The following is a 16,442-nucleotide window of genomic DNA, read 5'->3' on the forward strand; positions in this document are numbered from 1 at the left end:
CCTGTCACGCCGGGTGACGGCCTCCGGAACGCCTGCGACGGCGGTCACAGCGGCCGTGGGAGGCTTGGGTGCCAGGCAGGACGCGGTTCGCACGCCGCACCGCGCCCTGTCTGGCACACCCCCAGCACCCCGATTCCACGATCGTGGAATCTCGACAGACGGTAATCTCAGATGCGAGAATCCGTCAATCGCCGAAACGGTCCAAGACCCGTGAATCCCGGAGAGTGTGATGAACGACCCTGGTGCCGCCCTGGCCGAGCGGCTGGCGTGGTTGCGGGAGTCCTTCCCCAACCCCGAGACGGGAAGGCCGTACGAGGTGAAGGCGATCGCCGCGTCCACCGGGATCTCGCTCTCGCAGCTGTACAAGATCCTCTCCGGCGAGTCGCCGAACCCCGGCTGGCAGCACCTCAAGGCGCTGGCCGGTTTCTTCGGCGTCCCGCTGGACACCTTCGACGACGGCGAGCACGGCGAGAAGATCCGCACCCAGCTGGCCGCGCTGGTGGAGCTGCGCAGCCTCAAGGAAGGAGGCGTGGAGGCGGTGAGCCTGCGCGGGCTGACCCCGGCCCAAGCCGACCGCATTCGCGGCGTGGTCGAGGACCTGCGCCGCTCCAACACCAGCTCGGATCACGATGAAGCATGAGCCTGATCACGAGTCGTTCCGCTGCGTGCGCCTGGTGCTGGTCATGAGCCAGGATCGCGGTGTGAAGCCGTCCCAGCAGCGCGATCTCGCGGCCCGGTGCCAGGAGCTGGCGACCGCCCTGCCCCTGCCCTCGCCGTGGGACCTGGAAGCGTTCATCGCCGAGCTGGCCGAGCTGCGCGGGCGGCCGATCGAGCTGCGCCGGGTCTCCGCCGTGGAGTCCGACAGCCCGTGCGGCGCGCTGATCTCGCTGGCCGACCGGGACGTGATCGGCTATCTGCCGAGCACCCCGCTGCACGAGGAGCACATCATCCTGCACGAGGTCGGCCACCTGGTGTGCGGGCACTCCGACACCAAGCTCGCCGACTCGCCGCTGGTGGCGGCGCTGGTGCCGGACCTGCCTCGGGAGCTGGTGCAGAGCGTGCTCGGCCGCTCCGCCTTCGACGCCACCACCGAGCAGGAAGCCGAGCTGGTGGCCAGCCTCTACCTGTACCGCGCGGGCCGCGCCCCGGCGCCGATCCGCCGGGTGCGCAAGCTCGACGCGAAGACCGGCCGGACGCTGCGCGAGATCCAGGCGACCTTCGACAGCGCCCGCCGCGGCCCCGAGAAGCGCCGATGACCAGCGTCGTCCTGCAGACCGCCGGCCTCATCGCGGTGCTGGCGGCGCTGGTCAAGCTGGTCCAGTCGCGGCGTTCGCCGACGCCGAGCGTGCGCTACCTGTGCGGCGCGATCGGTTCGGTGGGCCTGTCCGCGGCGCTGGTGGCCACCACCTCGCTGACCTGGGTGGCGACCTGGGAACCGGTCCCGAACTCCGGGCGGCTGGTGGCGAACCTGCTGGCCATCCTCGCGGCGGTGTGCGTGCACGGGCTGCTGGCGCACCTGCTCAACGAGCCCGCCGATGCGCGGCGCGTGATGCGCATCCAGTTCCTGGTGGCCGGGATCGCGGCGGCCGTGATGACGGTGCTGCTGATGTCCGCGGGCATCCCCTTCGACCCGGACTTCCTGGCCGCGTTCGCCGACCACCCGGCCGTGGCGGCCTACCTCGTGGTCTTCTCGCTCTACATCGGCTCGGCCACGCTGGCCTTCGGCTGGTTCCTGCGCAGCTACATCTCCCAGACCAGCCGCCGCTGGCTGCGGGCCGGGCTCCGCACGATCCAGGCCGGTTGCGTGGCCTCGGCGGCCTGGGCGGCGAGCAAGATCGCCGCCGCGGCCGTCTCGGTGGCCGGGCACCAGCCCGGCGTCCTGGACCCGATCGGCGGGGCCTGCGCCGCGGCGTGCGTGGCGCTGGTGGCGCTCGGCGCGACCATGCCCGTGTGGGGCCCGTGGTTTTCGCTGCCGTTCGACTGGTGGCGCGCCAAGCGCCAGTCCCGCCTGCTCGGTCCACTGTGGAATCGGCTGGCCGATGAGCTCCCGCAGATCACCCTGCCCGCCGGAATGGTCGCGCCGAACGCGCAGTTCGCCCTGTACCGCCGGGTCGTGGAGATCCGCGACGCCCAGCTGGTCCTGCGCCCCTACGTCCACCCCGAGGTGAGCGCGTGGGCCCGCCGCGCAGCCGATGAAGCGGGCCTCGATGAGCGCGCGGCCCACCAGACCGCGGAAGCGGCCTGCCTGGTGACGGCGCTGGACGCGCACGCAGCGGGCCACCGCCACCAACCGGAACCGGACGAGACGAGCGCGCCGTACCGCGGAGTCGCCTCCGACACCCGAACCGAGGCGAACTGGCTGATCAAAGTGAGCCGAGCGGCGGAGCGCTCCCCGATCGTCGCGCAGGTGCGCGACCGGGCGCGCGCCGACCTCCCCGACCCCGCGGAGTGACGCGCTGCTGCGTGGTCATCAGCCATCGGCTCGCGCGGCGCGCTGGTGGGAAGGAAGTGCGGCCGCCTTCCCCGGCAGGTGTGTGCCCCCTCCGACGTGCTCGCACTGCGCGGGCTGATCTCAGTTTCGCGCGCAATCGCAACGGGCTCGCCACGCCCCGGGGCGCGCGGTCAGACGAGCAGGGTGAAGAGGCCGCCGCCGATGATCGCGCCGACGATCGCGCCGATGGTGACCTGGGCCGCAGTGTGGTCGCGGACGTGCACTCGTGACCAGGAGATCGCCGCGACCACCAGCAGCAGGGCCCAGCACACCGGGTGGAAGAGCACCGCGAGGATCACCACCGCGCCCGCCGCCACCGCCGAGTGCATCGAGATCTTCCACCAGACCGTGATCCCGCCGGTGACCAGCAGCGACACGATCATCGCGATGTCCAGGGCGATCAGCAGCCACGGCGCGTTCAGCAGCACCAGCAGCCCCAGCCCCACCAGGCTCATCACGATCAGCGCCACGAAAGGCACGAACCGGCCCGCCCGGTCGCGCACGTGGTGGCTGTCCCAGCGCCCGGTGCGCGCGCCCCACACGATGACGCCCATCGGCAGGATGCTGCTGGTCACCGACACCAGCAGTCCCCAGCCCAGCGCCGGGCCGATGCTCTCGGTGGCCCGCCAGGCGACCGCGAGCGGCAGCACCACCACGATCACCCACGGCGCGAAGATCTCGGTGAGCACGCGCGCCAAGCGGTCCGTGGAGGTCTTCGTCTCGGGTGCTGCGTCGGTCATGGGGTCCTCTGCCGCTCGGATCGGTCAAACCGATTGTCACACAGCAGGATTCCCGACCTTCCCGGCACCACCGGCACGAGGGGACGGTGCTCCGCCCCCGTGACGCCCGGCACTTCGGTGCGTGCTGTCGCGGAGGAGACGCGCCGCGGCAACACCACCGAGGGCCTCCGCCGCAACCGGTTCTCCTCGCGCAGACCGCGCCTAGCCCACGCTGTCGATCAGCAGGTCCAGGCGCGCTTCGCGATGGCTGGCGCGGAGGCGGTCGGCGCGGGAGAGGACGGCGAGGCCGTGGACCGCGCTCCAGACGACCTCCGCGAAGGTTTCCAGGTCGCGGTCGCCGGCCAGCGGTTCCAGCACGGCGATGATCTCGGCGAACGCGTTCTTGAGCTCGGCGGGCGAGTCGTCGGCGCCGAAGGGGATGTCCAGCGGCCGGACGAACATCGCTTCGTAGAGCGCCGGGCGCTCCCGCGCGAACCCGAGGTAGGCGTCGACCACCGCGCGCAGGGCGGCTTCGGGCGAGCGGCGGCTCGTGCGCGCCCGGCGCAGTTCGCGGCCGAGCTCGGCGAAACCGTTCACGGCCACCGCCGCGAGGATGGCGTCCTTGTTGCGGAAGTGGCTGTACAGCACGGGTTGGCTGTACTCCACGCGCTCGGCCAGCCGCCGCGTCGTGACCGCGTCCCAGCCCTCGGCCTCGAGGAGCTCCCGCGCCGAATCGACGATCAGCCGGTGCCGCTCGGCACGTTCCCGTTGCTTGCGGTCCTGCACGGACATGGCTGGATCCTAGCACCGCTAGACATCCGAGCAGTACTACCGCTAGCGTTGCTAGAACATCGGTCAGCGCTAGACCTAGGAGTGGTTCATGACGCTGCGCAGGTTCAACACCGGTTTGATCGTCGTGCTGGGACTCTTCGTGGTGTCCTTCGGACTCCGCTTCGTCGTCGACGGGGCCGGAGCGGCGGCGGGCTTCGGCATCCCCGACTGGCCGCAGGGCAACGCCGCGGGCTACTTCACCGTCAAGGGCGTCCGCGACCTGTTCTGCGCGGCGGTGATCTTCATCCTGCTCGCCCTGGGCCAGCGCCGGGCCCTGGCCTGGGTCGCGCTCGCCGCGGCGGCCATCCCCTTCGGCGACACCATCGCCGTGCTGTCCAGCGGCGGATCCCCGGCAGCTGCCTTCGGGATCCACGCGGCCACCGGCGTCGTGGTGGTCGTCGCAGCGCTGCTGCTGCTCCGCGAAGGGCGGGCCGCGGAGCGCGGCTGAGCCGGTCAGGCGCGCTTGGCGTGCTCTTCGGAGCCGGCGACCATCTCGATCAGGCGGTCGCCGAGGACCTCCGGGATCACCCGGGCCGCCGAGCGGGCCGCCGCGGCGTTGAGGGCCGACATCACCAGCGGGCGGAGGCGCTGGAGGACGTCGCTGTAGTACGGGACCTCCTCCTCGCTCGGGACCGGGCGGGTCAGGACGTGCCTGCGGACCATCTCCACCAGGTGCCCCGCCACGTGGTCGATGTCCTGCTGGAGCTGTTCGGCCAGGTCGAGCACCTCGCCGAGCGGCACGCCGAGGCTGACCAGCTCGGCACCGGCGTCCAGCAGCTGCGGGCTCTGGGAGACGAATCCGCGCCCGCGCCGCTCCAGCAGGCCGAGCTCCATCGCGCGCTTGACGTTGCCGGGGCTGAACTGCTTGCCGAACATCCGGCGCAGTTCGGTGGCGGTGACCGCGCGGGGCGCTTCCTCGGCCCAGGACTCGCCGACGACCTCCTCCAAGCCGAGCACGTCGCCGAGGCTGCGGCCGGACTCCCAGGCGGAGATCATCTCCTTGATCTGCGCGAACGCGTAACCGCGCTCCAGCATGTTGATGATCAGGCGCAGCCGGACCAGGTGCGCGTCGGAGTAGATCGCGGTGCGGCCCTGCCGCCGGGGCGGCGGCAGCAGTTCCCGGTCCTGGTAGACGCGCACGTTGCGCACCGTCGTCCCCGCTGCCCGAGCAAGATCGTCGATCCGGTATTCCGCCACCTGGTGAAGTCTAGTGACCCAGTTCGAACGACGCCGAGCCCCGCCGCGCGGTGATCACTCGTGATCGCCGTCCACGTAGTACCAGGCCCCGCCTTCCTTGGCGAAGCGGCTGTTCTCGGTCAACGTGCCCCTCTCCCCCGGCAGCCGGTAGTGCGCCCGGAACCGCACGGTGCCCGCCGAGTCGAACGGCCCGCCACCGGTGCGCTCCAGGATCTCCAGGTGCACCCAGCGCTGCTCGGGATCGAGCTCCACCTCGTCCGGCCGCGTCGATGGGTGCCAGGACGCCAGCAGGTAGGAGGCGTCCCCGACCGCGAAAGCGCTGAACCGGGAACGCATCAACTGCTCGGCGGTGCTCGCGCGGCGCTCACCGGAGTGCAGCGGAGCGCAGCACTCGGCGAAAGGTTCACCGAGCCCGCAGGGGCATCGTTCAGCAGTGCTCACCGCACCAGCTTCTCACCGGCGATGCGCACCGACATCACCGAGTGGCGACCAGGTGGGCGCGGCGCCGAACGACCGCACCGCGCCCACAGCCGGTCATTCCACTGCCGCAGCCCCGGCATCCCGATCGATTCGCTCCGGCTCACGGGTCTTGAGCAGGACGCAGCACAGCGCGGCCAGGACGAGCACCGCGGCCGATGCCAGCAGCACCACGTCCATGGCGTTCGCGAACGCAGCCGCGAACGTTCCCCGACCGGCCTCGGTGAACGCGGCTGCCTCCGCCGGAGGCAGACCATTCGGCACGGCAGGCGGGCCGAACCGGTGTCCCGAGGTGATCGCGCTCTGCACGAACTGCTCGCGCAAGCCCTCGGGCAGCCGGGCCGCGCGCGAAGTGGCCTCGTTGCGCAGCGACGCGTTCAGAACGGCCGCCAGCACCGCACCCAGGACAGCGGTGCCGAGCACGCCACCGATCTGCCGGGTGGTGCTGGAGACACCGGAGGCAGCGCCCGCGAGCGCCGGATCGACCCCGTCCATGGTGACCTGCTGCAGTGGCGCGAAAGTCGCTCCGCTGGCGATGCCGATGATCAGCAGCCCCGGCAACAGCTGCCACGCGCTCGAATTCGGCCCCGTCATCGCCACGACGACCACCAGACCGGCCGCCAGCAGGACCATTCCCAGCGCGAGGACGAACCGCCCGCCGAACTCGTCGGCCAGCCTCCCGGCGAAGGCCGAACCAACCGCGGTGAGGATGGCGTTGGGAAGCATGATGAAACCCGTCTCCAACGCCGTGAAACCCAGCGCCATCTGCAGGTAGAGGACGAGCACGAAGGCCATGCCGATCATGCCCAGCTGGAACACGAAGCCGATCCAGTTGCCGACGGCGAAGTTCCGGCCGGTGAACAGCTTCAGCGGCATCAACGGCTCGCCGGGCCGGTTGTGCTGCCAGAGCACGACGAGCACCAGGAAGGCGACCCCTCCGACGATGACCGACGTGATGCCGACCGGGCCGGCGATCGTTCCCCAGCCGTAGCGCGGGCCTTCGATCAGGCCGAACACGATGCCGGTCAACCCCGCGGTTGCCAGCACGACACCGACCACGTCGAACGCGTGGGCGCGCCCGACCCGCAACTCGGGAGCGAACACCAGGGCCAGCAACGCGGCGATCACCCCGATGGGCAAGTTGATGAAGAAGATCCACCGCCAGCCGAAGTGGGCCAGGACGAACCCGCCGGCGATCGGGCCGAGGATCGGCGCGAGGCCTGCGATCGCCCCGAACACCCCGAAGGCCTTGCCCCGCTGCTGCGGCGGGAAGATCGCGAGGATCGATGAGATCACCTGCGGGAAGAGCAGTGCCGCGCCCAGCCCCTGGAGCACTCGCCCGGCGATGAGCTGTTCCGGCGAACCCGCGAATCCGCACAGCGCGGAGGCGACGGTGAAGGTGACGATTCCGGCCAGGAACAAGCGCCGGTACCCGAAGGTGTCCCCGAGCCGCCCGGTCGTGATCAGCAGCACCGAGAAGACCAGCAGATAGGCGTCGATCACCCACAGCACCTGGTCGTACGAGGCGCCGAAGCCCTCGATGAGAGTCGGGACGGCGATGTTGATGACTGTTCCGTCCAGCAACGCCATGAAGAAGCCGACGCAGAAGATGCCGAGCACCAGCCAAGGGCGCTGCGTCGGCGGGTTGTCAGCGGAATGGGATTCCGGCACTCCGATTACCTCCGTGAAACGGGCACCGGTCGGCAACTGGAGCCGAGCGCGCTGGGCGAGCAGCAGCCTCGGAGGTCCGGAGCCGTCGACCGGTTCGGGAAAGATGACTTCTCCGACGACGCCGCGAAAACGAGATCGGGCGTCTCAGCGCCGGGTCACGGGTTCAACGGACTTCCGGATCCCTTGGGAGGACGCACGCACGCGGGACCGAAGCACAACGCGTGCGGCGCGGAGAACAGAACTCGCTCAGCTGTCACAGCCATGTCAGAACACCTTGTTGCTACGTGGTGTGACTCTCACCTAACCTCCGGTCATCGGACCCGAGGAAGCTGTTTGGCGAGGCTGAGCCCACGGTGAGATGTCGTGACGCAGTCTAGCGCAACGTGCGCGCCGCCTCAGCCGAGGGGTCTGCGCACACGTCTCGAAACGGCTGTCCCCCAACCACTTCCCGCATGGGGCACGAGCCTCGATGCTGCTCGCGGGTCACGTCTCAGATGCCGCCGCCTACCGCTGCGCGGCTCGGGCGACGGAGGCCGAGCGCCGATCGGCTGGTGAGTGCGCAACAGTGTTCGCACACTGTTGCGCACTCACGATCAACTCAGCTCTCGCAGCAGTGGGAGCCGGAGGCGGTGCCGGGCGGGACGTCGAGGGTCGGGTTGCGGTCGAAGAAGCCCACCGGCTTCAGGGTGAAGCCGCAGACGTCCACCGGCATGATCGGCCAGTCCTCGCTGCGCGGGAAGTGGGTCAGGCCGAAGGTGTGCCACAGCACGATGTCCTCGCCGTCGATGCCGCGGTCGGCCGCCGTGAACGCCGGGATGCCCGCGCCGCCGTGGCTCTGGTTCACCCACTCGCCCGCCGGGTAGCGCTCGTCCGGGTCGTACCGGGTGACCCACAGGTGCTTGGTGGCGAAGGCGGCGCGCTTGGCGATCGAGGACTCCGGATCGGCCAGCAGGGCCGGATATCCCTGCGGGTGCAGCGCGTAGCCGACCGGCCGGCCGAGGCGGTTGGTGCGCTCGGTGTTGACCACGTGCCAGGTCCGGCCCGCGGTCGGGTTCGCCTCGCGGCCCGCGTCGCTCTCCCGCGCCAGCCGCGCGACGCTGCGGGTGAAGGCGTTGCCGTGCGGGTTTTCCGGGCCGATCGGCACCCGCTGGGCCTCGATCTCGTCCACCGCGTTGCGGGTTCCGTCCACCATCATGTCCAGGCGCGCGCTGAACAGGTGCTGGTGGTACGGGCCGCCGACGCCGGGGGCGAGCTCGCCTGCCCAGCGCGAACCCTCCTCCGGGTAGGCGGAGGTGAACACGATGCCGGTCGCCTTGGTCTCCAGCTGGATGGTGCCGTCCAGGTAGAGGTACCAGTAGAAGCCGTAGTCGTAGTTGCCGACGGAGACGAAGAACGACACCACCAGGCGCCGCTGCCGCCGGGTCTCGGCCGACCCGGTGAACACGTCGGTGTGCTTCCACAGCACCCCGGCGTCCTCCTCGTGCATGCACACCGCGTTGCGCAGCGTGCGAGGCGTGCCGTCCTCCTGCGCCACCACCGCGTCGAAGTAGCGGATCTCGCCGAGGCAGTCGCAGCCGAGCACGAGTTCGTTGGCCAGCTTGCCCATCGCGTACTCGCCGGCGTCGAAGTAGTTCTGCCAGAACCGGACCGGCGACGGGTCGCCGTAGTTGACCACCATCTCGGCGATCGACGCCCGGTAGATCACCGGCCGCTCGCGCTCGCCGTCGCGGAAGGAGATCTGGTGCAGCACCAGGCCCTCGCGCGGGTCGAAGCCGATGCGGAACCGCCAGTTCTCCCACCGCACCTCGTGCCCGTCGACCTGAAAGCTCGGCCCGTCGGGCTGGGTGATCTCGATCGGCCGCAGGCTGTCCCGGTGCGGGCCGGCGGAGTAGTCGCCGCTCTCCTGCGGCACCGGGAACTTCCGGTCGTCGACGACCTCCAGCACCCGCTGCTCGATCACGTCGACGTAGGCCACCAGCCCGTCGATCGGGTGCGCCCACGGCAGCTCGTCCGGGCTGTCCTGGGCGAAGGCCAGCGCGCGCAGCATCCGGCGGCCGCGCTCCTCCGCGGTGCCGAACCACCCGGCCGACAGCGGGCACACCCGCACCTTGGAGATGTCGTCGAAGCCGCGCTCCCGGATGGCGCGCTGCCAGGTCTCGTCGGTGCGCACGATGCGCTCGACCAGCTCGTACTCGTCGAGCATCACCGGCGGCTGGCCGTGCTCGGCAGGGTCCACCACGGCCTTGTCCACCACCTCACCGCTGGTCAGCGACACCACGGCGGTGGTCAGCTCTCCGGTGCCGACGTCGAGCAGCACCGAACGCGCGCGGCGGTCGACCGGATCGCCGTCGCGGTGCGCGAGCACGCTCGCCTTGTCCGGTTCCGCCAGCTGCACCAGCGGAAAACGGGTCGACTCGTGCAGCAGACCCGCCTGCTGCAGGATGTCGCGGTTGCGCAGGAATTCCGCCTCGCTCAGCGGTTCCAGCGGGTGCATCGTCATCGCGTCCAACCTCTCGAACGTCGGCGAACAGCTCAACCCAGGCCCACCCAGACTCCCTTGGTCTCGGTGAACTCGTCCAGTGCGTGAGCGCCCATCTCGCGACCCCACCCGCTGGCCCCGAACCCGCCCCACGGTGCGGCCGGGTCCAGCAGCGGGAGCATGTTGACGAACACGTTGCCCGCCCGGATCGCCGCCGCGGTGCGGTGCGCGGTGGCCAGGTCCCTGGTCCACACGCACGCGGCCAGGCCGTACTCGGTGTCGTTGGCCCGCGCGGGCAACTCCTCCGGATCGTCGTAGGGCAGCACCGACAGCACCGGCCCGAATATCTCCTCGCGCGCGATCGTCATCCCATCGGTGACACCGGAGAACACGGTCGGGTGGAAGAAGTGGCCCGGCCCGTCGCCGCGTCGGCCGCCGGTGACCAGCTGCGCGCCCTCGGCCAGCCCGGTTTCGACGTATCCGGCGACGTTGTCGAGGTGTTCGGCCGAGACCAGCGGGCCGAGCTGCGTGTCCGGGTCGAGCCCGGCGCCCAGCCGCAGGCCCTCGGCGGCCTCGGCGATCTTGGTGGCGAACTCGTCGACGCGCTTGCTGTCGACGTAGAAGCGGGTGTAGGCGGCGCAGACCTGGCCGGAGTTGAGCAGCGCGCCCTGCAGGTTCCCGGCGACGGCGGCGTCGATGTCGGCGTCGCGGGCGATGATGCTGGGCGCCTTGCCGCCGAGTTCGAGGCTGACGCGCTTGAGGTTGCCCGCGGCGGCCACCACGATCTTCTTGCCGACCTCGGTGGAGCCGGTGAACGACACCTTGTCCACCGCCGGGTGCTCGGCCAGCGCCCGGCCTGCGTCCGGGCCGCCGGTCAGGCAGTTCACCGCGCCCGCGGGCGCTCCGGCCTCCGCGCACAACCGCGCGAGCTCCACAGTGGACAGCGGTGTCTGCTCGGCGGGCTTGAGGATCACGGTGTTCCCGCAGGCCAAGGCCGGAGCCAGCTTCCAGGCCGCGATCATCAGCGGGAAGTTCCACGGCGTGATCAGCGCGCACACCCCGACCGGCTCGCGGCGGGTGTAGTGCAGCGCGTTGGGCACCGACACCGGCGAGGTCGCGCCTTCGATCTTGGTGCACCAGCCCGCGTAGTAGCGGAACACCTCGGCGGCCATCGACACGCTGACGCCGCGCGCCACGCCGATCGGCTGGCCCTGGTCGCGGGTCTCCAGCCGGGCGAGCTCGTCGGCCGAAGCCTCGATGAGATCGGCGATCCGCCACAGCAGCCGCGCCCGCTCGGCGGGCGGCATCTCGCGCCAGCCGGGATCGGCGAACGCCTCGCGCGCGGCGGTGACCGCGCGGTCGACGTCGGCCGCGCCCGCGTCGGCGCAGCGCCCCAGCAGTTCGCCGGTGGCCGGGTCGTGGGTGAGCAGCTCGGCCCCGTCGGCGGCGGGCACCCAGCTGCCGCCGATGAGCAGTTGTCGGCGCACGTTCTCCTCCTGGTTGCTGGCGACGCCGACCACTCTGCTGCCGCCCGGCCCGCGCTTCTTGCCCACGCGCGAACTCCTGTTGTCCACCCGCGCACGGATCGCCGGAAGGCGCCATTTTCCGCAGGTGGAGGCACGTGAGTGCTTTCGGGTGCTATAAGCCCCCAAAGCACTCACGGCAGCCGAACAGCGAAAACGGAGCCGACGATGTGCCGCGCGACAGCGTCGCGGGCTTCAGCCGCCGAGATGCGCTGAGCGGTACTCGCGCGGGGAGACGCCGAAGGTGGCCTTGAACAGCTTGGAGAAGTGAGCCGCGTTCGGCAGGCCCCAGCGGCCCGCGATGGCGCTGACCGGCAGCTCCGCCAGCTCCGGGTCCGCCAGGTCGCGGCGGCAGCGCTCCAGCCTGCGGGCCCGGATCCAGCCGCTGACCGGGACACCGTCGGCGGAGAACAGCTTGTGCAGGTAGCGCACCGAGATGTGGTTCTCCGCCGCAATCGTCTCCGGCCCCAGCTCGGGATCGGAGAGGTGCTGCTCGACGAACGACCGCAACCGGCCGAGCAGATCACCGCGCAGCGCCGCGGGTTCGACGCCTTCCTCCACCGCCGCGGACAGCACGTCCAGCACCGCATCGCAGATCAGCAGCCCGGAGCGCGATCCGGCCGCGTCCTCCCGCACGCACAGCTCCTGCACCAGCGAGCGCACCAGCCGCCCGGTGCCGCGCTGGCCGTCGAACCGCCGTGCGCGCAGGTCGGCGAGGTCGTTCGGGCGCAGCCGCAGCAGCTCGCGGGGGAACATCAGCACCACCGAGCGGAACGACTCGTCGAAGCTCAGCGTGTACGGCCGGCCGGTGTCGTAGAGCGCGAAATCGCCCGGCGCGAGCACGGTTTCGCGCCCGTCCTGGCAGACCACGGCGTTGCCGCGCACCTGCAGGCTGACCTTGAGCTGCCCGGCGTCAGCGCTGCGGATCAGCTTCGAGGTGCGCGAAACCCGGTGCGGCGCGGCGGAGATCTCCGAGAGGTGCATCGCGCCGATGTGGTTCGACCGGATCCGCGCGCGGAACCGGCCCTGGCGCGTGGCGCTCGCCTGCAACGGCACGAATGCGTTCGAGATGACCTGCTGCCAGGCTTCGAAGTGGTTCGCCTGCACCGCGGCAACGGCCGACATCCAGACCTCCATTGGTCGATGCCGAGCACGCTACAAAGCCCGCCGGGAAAAGGCCACGGTTACCGCCCGGTCACCACGGGTCAGTTCGCGTCGAAGCGGTGCCGGTGGGCGGCGATCGCCACCCGGTGCTCGGCGGCCCACTCCCCGAGTCCCAGGGTCGCCACCAGCAAGGACCGGCCGATCCCGGTGAGCTCGTAGGCCACCTGCGGCGGCACGCTGGCGTGCACGTGGCGGCTGACCAGCCCGTCGCGCTCCAGCTTCCGCACCGTCACGGTGAGCATCCGCTGCGAGATGCCGGGCACCGCGCGCTGCAGCTCGCCGAACCGGCGCCGACCGCCGCGGAGCTGCCCGAGGACCGGCAGGCTCCACTTGTCGCCCACCAGCGACACGATCTGCAACACCTCCCGGCAGACCTCGTCCTCGTCCTGCAACGGTTACCTCCTTGTGCGCAGCGCACCGAAATGTGCCGTCTTGCAACGACTTCGGCCGGGGATCGACGATGCCCCCGGACGAACAGTAACCACTGGAGGAACGGGTGCACCGAACGCTGGTGATCGTGGGAGCCGGGCCGGGGCTCGGCATGGGAGTGGCGCGCGCATTCGGCAAGCGCGGGTACCGGGTCGGGTTGATCGCCCGCGACGCCGAGCGCCTGGCGGCCTCGGTCGGCGAACTGGACGGGCTCGGCATCACCGCCGCCGCCCGCCCGGCCGACGTCGCCGACCACTCCGCGCTGGCGGGCGCGCTCGACGGACTGCGCAGCGAACTCGGCGAGATCGACGTGCTGGAGTACAGCCCGGGGCCGCAAGGCGCGCCGATCACCTCGGCCGCCGAGACCACGCCGGAGACCGCCGCCGCGCAGTTCGCGCTGAGCACGCTCGGCGGCGTCGCCGCGGTCGGCCACGTCCTTCCCGCGATGCTCCGCCGCGGCAGCGGAACGCTGCTGCTGACCACCGGGGTGTCGGCGAAGGTGCCGGCGCCGTTCCTGGGCAACGTCGGACTCGCGATGGCGGGGCTGCGGAACTGGGCGCGAGCCCTGCACCTCGAACTGGCCCCGAAGGGCGTCCACGCGGCAGCCGTCGTGATCGCCACCGGGATCACCGCCGGCAACGCCGACGAGATCGGCGAGCGCTACGCCGAGCTGGCCGAGCGGCCCGACCGGGCGGAGGAGGTCATCGGCGACGTCGCCGCCTTCGAGGAGCTCGTCCGCAGCGCCGCTGCGGTCCGGTGACCGCCGACGTTGGCGGCCCGGTCGCCGGGGGATGTGCGACCGGGCCGCGCGTCACGTGCGGATGCCCGGGGGTGAGCGGGCACCGTCTACTCGCGCGGTTCCGCGGCCTGCGCCGTAGCGCCGCGGAATCACGCGGGCACCTGCGGAATCCGCCGGTGCCGGGCCACCGCGCGGGCAGCCGGGACGTGATGCAGGCCATGTTGCACCCGCGCACCCGCGGTGTCGCCCTTTTGCAGCTATCGACACTTCTGTCACTTGTGTAACCGGGCTGAGCTGGTGGCTTCTCCGGCGGCGGGACGGGTTAACGTTCCCGGACCCGGTCGTGGCGGAGGTGAACATCGTGCTGCGGGTGCAGGCGTCGCTGTCCCGGCAGCTGCTGAGCTGGCAGCTGCTGATCATCTTCGTGCTGCTCGCCTCGGTCGCGGTGTTCTCCGTGGCGCAGACCGACGTCGCGTTCCGGGCCACCGAGGGCAGGCGGATGCTCTCGGTGGCCGAAGACCTGGCCGCCACCGACGGCGTGCGGGTCAGCCTGCTCAACCCGTTCTCCCGCGACGCCCTGCCGATCTTCGCCGAGTCCGCCCGCAGCCTCTCCGGAGCGGACGCCGTGATCATCGCCGACCACCGCGGCATCGTGCTCACCTCGCCCGATCCCGCCCAGCGCGGCAAACCGCTGCCGCTCGGCGAGAGCACCGTGCTGCACGGCCGGTCCTGGGTCGGCGAGATCAGCACCGACGGCGTCGACTCGCTGGTGGCGCACGTGCCGGTGATCTCCCAGGACGCGCAGATCATCGGAGTGGTCGCCGCGGGCAGCGACACCCCGGACGTGCTGCAGGGCCTGCGCGAAGCGCCCGAGAACCCGATGGCGCTGCTGGCCTTCGCCACCGTCCTCGGCGTGGCCGGGTCGGTGCTGCTGGCGCGGCGGGTCAAGCGGCAGACGCTCGGGCTGGAGCCGCGCGAGATCACGCGGCTGGTCGAGCACCGCGAGGCATTGCTGCACGGCGTGCGCGAGGGCGTGCTGGGCGTCGACGAGCAGAACCGGATCACGCTGGTCAACGACCAGGCGCGGCAGCTGCTGTCGCTGTCCGAGGACTGCGTCGGCCGCGACATCGACTCGCTGGACCTCAACGACCGCGCCCGCGACGTGCTCACCGGCCGCACCGACGGCGTCGACCAGATCGTGCTGCGGCGCGGCAAGGTCGTGGTGCTCAACCGGATGCCGATCTCCTCGGTCGGCGCGGTGGTCACCATGCGCGACCGCACCGAACTCGTCGACCTGCAGCGGGAGCTGGCCGTGCACCGCGACACCACCGACACGCTGCGCGCCCAGGCCCACGAGTTCAGCAACCGGCTGCACACCATCTCCGGGCTCATCGAACTGGGCGAGTACGACGAGGTGCAGCGCTACGTGCTGCGCATCAGCCACCGCCACGAGCAGTGGCACGCGGAGGTCACCGCGCGCATCCACGACCCGGCGACCGCCGCGCTGCTGATCGCCAAGGCGAGCCTGGCCGCCGAGCGCGGCGTCGGGCTGCGCCTGAACGAGGGCAGCTACCTGCCGGAGGTCGGCGAAGAGCTCTCCGCCGACCTGGTCACGGTGCTGGGCAACCTCGTCGACAACGCGCTGGACGCGCTGGAGGGCTCAGCGGTGGCCGACCGCTGGATCGAGGTCGACCTGCGCGCCACCGACGAAGTCGTCGCCGTGGTGCGCGATTCGGGCCCCGGGGTGGCCGCCGAGATCGTCGAGGAGGTCTTCCGGCACGGCTTCACCACCAAGGCCGCGCGCGGCGGCGATCGCGGGCTGGGGCTGGCCATGACCAGGCAGATCTGTCATCGTCGCGGCGGCTCGGTGCAGGTGCACAACGCACACGGCGCGGTGTTCACCGCGCGGCTGCCGCTGGAAGGACCGCAGGCATGATCAAGGTGTTGGTGGTGGACGACGACTTCATGGTCGCCAAGGTCCACAGCGGGTACGTGGCGCGGGTGCCCGGTTTCGAGGTCGTCGCGGCCGCGCACACCGGGACCGACGCGATCCACGCGGTGGACGAGCTTCGGCCCGACCTGGTGCTGCTCGACATCTACCTGCCCGACATCGACGGGCTCTCGGTGCTGCGGCAGCTGCGCGCGCACCCGACCGCCGACCCCGACGTCATCATGATCACCGCGGCCCGCGACCTGGAGGCGGTGCGCGGCGCCATCCGCGGCGGCGCGCTGCACTACCTGATCAAGCCGTTCAGCTTCGAGGCGCTGCGCGACCAGCTGGAGAACTTCCGCTCGCTGCACGACAAGCTCGGCGAACTGCCCGCCAACGCCCCCGCCGCGCAGCACGACGTCGACCGCCTCTTCGGCAACCGCACCCGCCGGACGACGCCGCCGAAGGGGCTGACCAACGAGACCTCGGACATCGTCGAGCGGATCCTGCGCGAGGCGACGGCGGCGGGCGGCGACCTGTCGGCCACGGAGTGCGCGGAGGCCAGCGAGATCTCCCGGGTCAGCGCCCGCAAGTACCTGGAGCACTTCGCCGACACCGGCCGCGCCGAAGTCCGCCTCCGCTACGGCGGAACCGGCCGCCCCGAACGCCGCTACCGCTGGTCCGGCTGAACCCGAGAGTGCGATTTCAATGGAAATCAGACGTCTGATTTCCATTGAAATCGCGTCAACCCCGACCCACCGCCGGCGTGTCGGACACCAACACACCGACGAC

The 16,442-nt window shown here is 71.2% G+C and carries 16 protein-coding genes; 7 read left to right on the forward strand and 9 right to left on the reverse strand.

The window, feature by feature from the left end; translation table 11 throughout:
• Window positions 1-229: 229 nt before the first annotated feature.
• From C4T78_RS32445 to C4T78_RS32455, 3 genes are read left to right on the forward strand one after another with little or no spacing between them, the layout of a single operon-like run.
• The gene (locus C4T78_RS32445) at window positions 230-640 is read left to right on the forward strand and encodes a helix-turn-helix domain-containing protein (protein WP_093357983.1); all 411 of its coding nucleotides are present in this window, start codon (window positions 230-232) and stop codon (window positions 638-640) included.
• Window positions 630-1,256, forward strand: coding sequence for a M48 family metalloprotease (locus C4T78_RS32450; RefSeq protein ID WP_143186049.1), 627 nt, complete (start codon window positions 630-632; stop codon window positions 1,254-1,256). Before C4T78_RS32445 ends, C4T78_RS32450 begins: the two co-directional genes overlap by 11 nt.
• The gene (locus C4T78_RS32455) at window positions 1,253-2,452 is read left to right on the forward strand and encodes an MAB_1171c family putative transporter (protein WP_093357981.1); all 1,200 of its coding nucleotides are present in this window, start codon (window positions 1,253-1,255) and stop codon (window positions 2,450-2,452) included. The genes C4T78_RS32450 and C4T78_RS32455 overlap by 4 nt, the downstream gene beginning before the upstream one ends.
• Window positions 2,453-2,622: 170 nt before the next feature.
• Here C4T78_RS32455 and C4T78_RS32460 read toward each other — a convergent pair whose 3' ends face one another.
• Window positions 2,623-3,231, reverse strand: a complete 609-nt coding sequence (locus tag C4T78_RS32460; RefSeq protein ID WP_093357980.1) for a phosphatase PAP2 family protein — start codon at window positions 3,229-3,231, stop codon at window positions 2,623-2,625.
• A 201-nt stretch (window positions 3,232-3,432) separates the two neighbouring features.
• Window positions 3,433-4,002, reverse strand: a complete 570-nt coding sequence (locus tag C4T78_RS32465; RefSeq protein WP_093357979.1) for a TetR/AcrR family transcriptional regulator — start codon at window positions 4,000-4,002, stop codon at window positions 3,433-3,435.
• Window positions 4,003-4,090: 88 nt separating this feature from the next.
• On the opposite strand from C4T78_RS32465, the gene C4T78_RS32470 reads away from it, so the two are divergent.
• Window positions 4,091-4,489, forward strand: a complete 399-nt coding sequence (locus tag C4T78_RS32470; protein WP_093357978.1) for a DUF4267 domain-containing protein — start codon at window positions 4,091-4,093, stop codon at window positions 4,487-4,489.
• 5 nt (window positions 4,490-4,494) lie between these two features.
• Here the strand turns inward: C4T78_RS32470 and C4T78_RS32475 are convergent, their stop codons facing one another.
• The 7 genes from C4T78_RS32475 to C4T78_RS32505 all read right to left on the reverse strand — a co-directional run bounded on the left by C4T78_RS32475 (window position 4,495) and on the right by C4T78_RS32505 (window position 12,944).
• A complete protein-coding gene (locus C4T78_RS32475) occupies window positions 4,495-5,238 on the reverse strand; it encodes a MerR family transcriptional regulator (RefSeq protein ID WP_093357977.1) in 744 nt (247 codons plus the stop codon).
• Between the two features lie 54 nt (window positions 5,239-5,292).
• Window positions 5,293-5,679, reverse strand: coding sequence for a YchJ family protein (locus C4T78_RS32480; protein ID WP_093357976.1), 387 nt, complete (start codon window positions 5,677-5,679; stop codon window positions 5,293-5,295).
• 93 nt (window positions 5,680-5,772) lie between these two features.
• Window positions 5,773-7,386, reverse strand: a complete 1,614-nt coding sequence (locus C4T78_RS32485; protein ID WP_093357975.1) for a DHA2 family efflux MFS transporter permease subunit — start codon at window positions 7,384-7,386, stop codon at window positions 5,773-5,775.
• Between the two features lie 598 nt (window positions 7,387-7,984).
• Window positions 7,985-9,886 (reverse strand): primary-amine oxidase, encoded by a 1,902-nt coding sequence (locus tag C4T78_RS32490; RefSeq protein WP_093357974.1) that lies wholly within the window; start codon window positions 9,884-9,886, stop codon window positions 7,985-7,987.
• A gap of 32 nt (window positions 9,887-9,918) precedes the next feature.
• Complete coding sequence (locus tag C4T78_RS32495; protein WP_093358072.1) at window positions 9,919-11,352, reverse strand: aldehyde dehydrogenase family protein; 1,434 nt, start codon at window positions 11,350-11,352, stop codon at window positions 9,919-9,921.
• A gap of 231 nt (window positions 11,353-11,583) precedes the next feature.
• Window positions 11,584-12,513, reverse strand: coding sequence for an AraC-like ligand-binding domain-containing protein (locus C4T78_RS32500; protein ID WP_218161743.1), 930 nt, complete (start codon window positions 12,511-12,513; stop codon window positions 11,584-11,586).
• A gap of 80 nt (window positions 12,514-12,593) precedes the next feature.
• A complete protein-coding gene (locus C4T78_RS32505) occupies window positions 12,594-12,944 on the reverse strand; it encodes a winged helix-turn-helix transcriptional regulator (RefSeq protein WP_218161742.1) in 351 nt (116 codons plus the stop codon).
• Between the two features lie 104 nt (window positions 12,945-13,048).
• On the opposite strand from C4T78_RS32505, the gene C4T78_RS32510 reads away from it, so the two are divergent.
• The 3 genes from C4T78_RS32510 to C4T78_RS32520 all read left to right on the forward strand — a co-directional run bounded on the left by C4T78_RS32510 (window position 13,049) and on the right by C4T78_RS32520 (window position 16,339).
• Window positions 13,049-13,741 (forward strand): SDR family NAD(P)-dependent oxidoreductase, encoded by a 693-nt coding sequence (locus C4T78_RS32510; protein ID WP_093357972.1) that lies wholly within the window; start codon window positions 13,049-13,051, stop codon window positions 13,739-13,741.
• Window positions 13,742-14,063: 322 nt separating this feature from the next.
• Window positions 14,064-15,656 (forward strand): sensor histidine kinase, encoded by a 1,593-nt coding sequence (locus C4T78_RS32515; protein WP_374703919.1) that lies wholly within the window; start codon window positions 14,064-14,066, stop codon window positions 15,654-15,656.
• Window positions 15,653-16,339 (forward strand): response regulator, encoded by a 687-nt coding sequence (locus tag C4T78_RS32520; RefSeq protein WP_093357971.1) that lies wholly within the window; start codon window positions 15,653-15,655, stop codon window positions 16,337-16,339. The genes C4T78_RS32515 and C4T78_RS32520 overlap by 4 nt, the downstream gene beginning before the upstream one ends.
• The last annotated feature ends 103 nt before the right edge of the window (window positions 16,340-16,442 follow it).

Origin of the sequence: Saccharopolyspora kobensis (assembly GCF_900108315.1) — a bacterium.
Classification (GTDB): Bacteria; Actinomycetota; Actinomycetes; order Mycobacteriales; family Pseudonocardiaceae; genus Saccharopolyspora; species Saccharopolyspora kobensis.

Bases quoted from the DNA above. Each gene is read 5' to 3' on its own strand.
- C4T78_RS32445 (WP_093357983.1), top strand. From the start codon at position 230: ATGAACGACCCTGGTGCCGCCCTGGCCGAGCGGCTGGCGTGGTTGCGG.
- C4T78_RS32450 (WP_143186049.1), top strand. From the start codon at position 630: ATGAAGCATGAGCCTGATCACGAGTCGTTCCGCTGCGTGCGCCTGGTG.
- C4T78_RS32455 (WP_093357981.1), top strand. From the start codon at position 1,253: ATGACCAGCGTCGTCCTGCAGACCGCCGGCCTCATCGCGGTGCTGGCG.
- C4T78_RS32460 (WP_093357980.1), bottom strand. From the start codon at position 3,231: ATGACCGACGCAGCACCCGAGACGAAGACCTCCACGGACCGCTTGGCG.
- C4T78_RS32465 (WP_093357979.1), bottom strand. From the start codon at position 4,002: ATGTCCGTGCAGGACCGCAAGCAACGGGAACGTGCCGAGCGGCACCGG.
- C4T78_RS32470 (WP_093357978.1), top strand. From the start codon at position 4,091: ATGACGCTGCGCAGGTTCAACACCGGTTTGATCGTCGTGCTGGGACTC.
- C4T78_RS32490 (WP_093357974.1), bottom strand. From the start codon at position 9,886: ATGACGATGCACCCGCTGGAACCGCTGAGCGAGGCGGAATTCCTGCGC.
- C4T78_RS32500 (WP_218161743.1), bottom strand. From the start codon at position 12,513: ATGTCGGCCGTTGCCGCGGTGCAGGCGAACCACTTCGAAGCCTGGCAG.
- C4T78_RS32520 (WP_093357971.1), top strand. From the start codon at position 15,653: ATGATCAAGGTGTTGGTGGTGGACGACGACTTCATGGTCGCCAAGGTC.